The sequence below is a fragment of the Mesorhizobium sp. M5C.F.Ca.IN.020.29.1.1 genome (genome assembly GCF_003997375.1).
GTDB lineage: Bacteria > Pseudomonadota > Alphaproteobacteria > Rhizobiales > Rhizobiaceae > Mesorhizobium > Mesorhizobium wenxiniae.
In genome coordinates, this window is record NZ_RZSW01000670.1 from 1 (window position 1) to 2,782 (window position 2,782).

Here is a 2,782-nt window from a genome sequence, read left to right on the forward strand (position 1 = left end):
CTTACTGCCTCGACCGCATCTATGAAGGCGGCGAGGCGCTGTGCATCCACAACGCGGCAACCGGCCGGGAGGCCGATATCCCGCACATCATCCCCAGGACCGAGGGACCGAAGCGAAACGTGATCGTCGTCGGCGCTGGGGCCGGCGGGCTGGAGGCGGCGCGTGTCGCTGCCGAGCGCGGGCACCAGGTCACGGTGCTGGAAGCGTCGAGCCAGGCCGGCGGCCAGGTGCGGCTGGCGACACAGAACCCGCGCCGCAAGGAGCTGATCGGCATCATCGACTGGCGGCTGGCCGAACTCGACCGGCTCGGCGTCGAGATCCGCTATGACACCTGGGCGGAGAAGGACGATGTTCTGGCGCTGTCGCCCGACGTAGTGGTGATAGCCACCGGCGGCCTGCCCCAGAACCCGCCGCTGGCGGCGGGCGACAATCTCGTCACGTCGAGCTGGGATATCATGGCCGGCAGCGTCAAGCCGGCCGAAAACGTGCTGCTCTATGACGACAATGGCGGCCATCAAGGCATGGGAGCCGCCGAGCTGATCGCGGGCAGCGGCGCAAGGCTGGAGCTTGTTTCGCCCGAACGCTTCTTCGCGCCGGAAATGGGCGGCATGAATCACGTGCCGTATATGCGTGCCTTCCACGAGAAGGGCGTCACCGTCACTATAAACACACGGCTGCGCTCGGTACGGCGCGAGGGCAATCAACTGGTTGCGGAGCTCGGCTCAGACTTCGCCGACGGCTGGCGCGGCGAGCGGCGGGTCGATCAGGTGGTGGTCGAGCACGGCACGCTGCCGCTCGATGACCTCTATCTCGCACTGAAACCGCTGTCGAAGAATGGCGGCGCGGTCGACTACGAGCGGCTGGTCAATGGCGGCGACATTTTTCCGGCGCGCAATCCGCAAGGCGGTTTCGTGCTCTTCCGCATCGGCGATGCGGTCGCCTCGCGCAACATCCACGCCGCAATCTACGACGGCATCAGGTTCGGCCTGAGGATCTGAGGATCGCTTTGGATTGGTGGCGCGCAGCCGAACCTCCGTACGGAGAGCCACCAGGCAAGTCGGACCGATCTGCGCGCCGCACCGCCGCCGGCTTGCGGCCGGAAATCGTACGATCTTGTCAATTGCGGCGGCCCTGCTCAGAACAACCTGGCGGTAGCCATACAAAGTACGGTGATGACCAGCAGCCCACCAGCGATGCGTTCGCCCCTTGTCATTTTCACGCGCAGCTGGGTTTCCGTCGCCGCGTCAGTGCCGGCGAGCTGCCTGCTGGCAGAGCCGACCAGCGCGCCCTGGACGCCGGCGGCAATCAGGGCTGTGGCGATACCCAGGGCCAGAACCATTTCCATCGAACCGAAATAGCCGCCGTGGAAGAAATACCAGAGGAGGGCGCCGGTCAGGAAAACCATGCCGGCCGCTCGCATTTGCGGCCGGAAAAACCGTTCGGTCCGAATCTCCGGATCGCGGGCGACAGCGATGGTCGTTCCAGCCCAGAACACACCGGCCAATACATGAAGGCCCAGGACGATGATGTAGACATACTGCATGACCGCATTTCCACCTTTCCCCACCGCTACCATAGGATTAGATATCGAATGATTAGATGTCAACGTAAATTCAAGAGCCAGTTCCATCGGCATTTCCCTTGCTCTAGTGTCGGATCATGACGCTTTTTGACCGCCCGCCAGTCGGGATGAATCTCGCCCGCACCGCAAAGCTTGTCGCACAGGCCTTCGACGCCGCCTTGGTCGAGGCTGGCGGCACGCTGCCGGTCTGGGTCACTCTGTTGTCGATCAAGTCGCGCGAGATGGCCAACCAGCGCGAGCTCGCCGGCATGATCGGAATCCAAGGCGCGACGCTGACCCACCATCTGAACGCGATGGAGACCCAAGGCCTGCTGACCCGGCGCCGCGATCCGGAAAACCGCCGCGTCCACCAGGTTGAACTGACCGAAGCGGGAGAGGCGCTGTTCCTGAAATTGCGCACGGCAGCCCTCGCTTTCGACAGGCGGCTGCGGACCGGGTTGTCCGACGAGAGGCTGGCGGAGTTCGCGGAGGTCCTGGCGGCGCTGCGGGCGAATGTCGATTGATCCCAAACTGCCGAACGCATTGTTTCAGTGGCCCAAGGAAAGAGGGTTCTTCCCTTCGATTTGCGCGCCGCACATGCCGCCGGGGCCATCCTTGATCGGGCAAGGGCGCATCGGTCAGGGTTCGAAGACATAGCGATCGCCGCGACGGCCGAGGTCCACGGTTTGACGATACTGACGGACAACGAGCGTCATTTTGCACCGCTCGGGTCGCCGATGCTCAATCCGCTGAAGACTTTGCCACCATTGCGACAGTCGGCGGCACCTTAGCCGGATTCACCCGTCAGGCCGCCATTTCCGAAGCGGCATGTCAAGGTTGGCGCCTTACGCCCGGCTTCCCCGCAGCACCGTTAGCCTGGCTTTCTTCGGCGCCCGCGCGACCAGCCATTCGCGTGCCGTGTCCTGCGGCATCGGGAAGGCGATGGAATAGCCCTGCACCTGGTCGCAGCCGATCGCCATCAGCGAATCGAGCTCGGCCTCGGTTTCTGCGCCCTCGGCGACGATCGAGATGCCGAGGCCGCGGGCGAGTTCGGTGATGGCTCGCACGATCTTGGTGTTGTCGCCGTTCTCATTGATGTTCTGGACGAAGCGGCGATCGATCTTCAGCCGGTCGATCTCGTTCGGGTTGACGTGGCTGAGCGAGGCGTAGCCGGTGCCGAAATCGTCGAGTTCGAGATGAACACCGGCGGCGCGGATGTGC

The 2,782-nt window shown here is 64.0% G+C and carries 5 protein-coding genes; 3 read left to right on the plus strand and 2 right to left on the minus strand.

The annotated features are described in order from the left end of the window. A partial coding sequence (locus tag EOA85_RS31800) for an FAD/NAD(P)-binding oxidoreductase (protein WP_127212370.1) occupies nt 1–998 on the plus strand: 998 nt, incomplete at its 5' end. 137 nt (nt 999–1,135) lie between these two features. Here the strand turns inward: EOA85_RS31800 and EOA85_RS31805 are convergent. Further along, nucleotides 1,136–1,630, minus strand: a complete 495-nt coding sequence (locus tag EOA85_RS31805; RefSeq protein ID WP_245486207.1) for a hypothetical protein — start codon at nt 1,628–1,630, stop codon at nt 1,136–1,138. 29 nt (nt 1,631–1,659) lie between these two features. Between EOA85_RS31805 and EOA85_RS31810 the strand changes: the two genes are divergently transcribed. Continuing rightward, a complete protein-coding gene (locus EOA85_RS31810) occupies nt 1,660–2,085 on the plus strand; it encodes a MarR family transcriptional regulator (protein WP_127212371.1) in 426 nt (141 codons plus the stop codon). Between the two features lie 18 nt (nt 2,086–2,103). After that, complete coding sequence (locus tag EOA85_RS39535) at nt 2,104–2,352, plus strand: PIN domain-containing protein (protein WP_348627952.1); 249 nt, start codon at nt 2,104–2,106, stop codon at nt 2,350–2,352. Between the two features lie 54 nt (nt 2,353–2,406). On the opposite strand, the gene EOA85_RS31820 is transcribed toward EOA85_RS39535, so the two are convergent. After that, the coding region (locus tag EOA85_RS31820; RefSeq protein ID WP_164760012.1) for an EAL domain-containing protein at nt 2,407–2,782 on the minus strand (376 nt) is incomplete at its 5' end.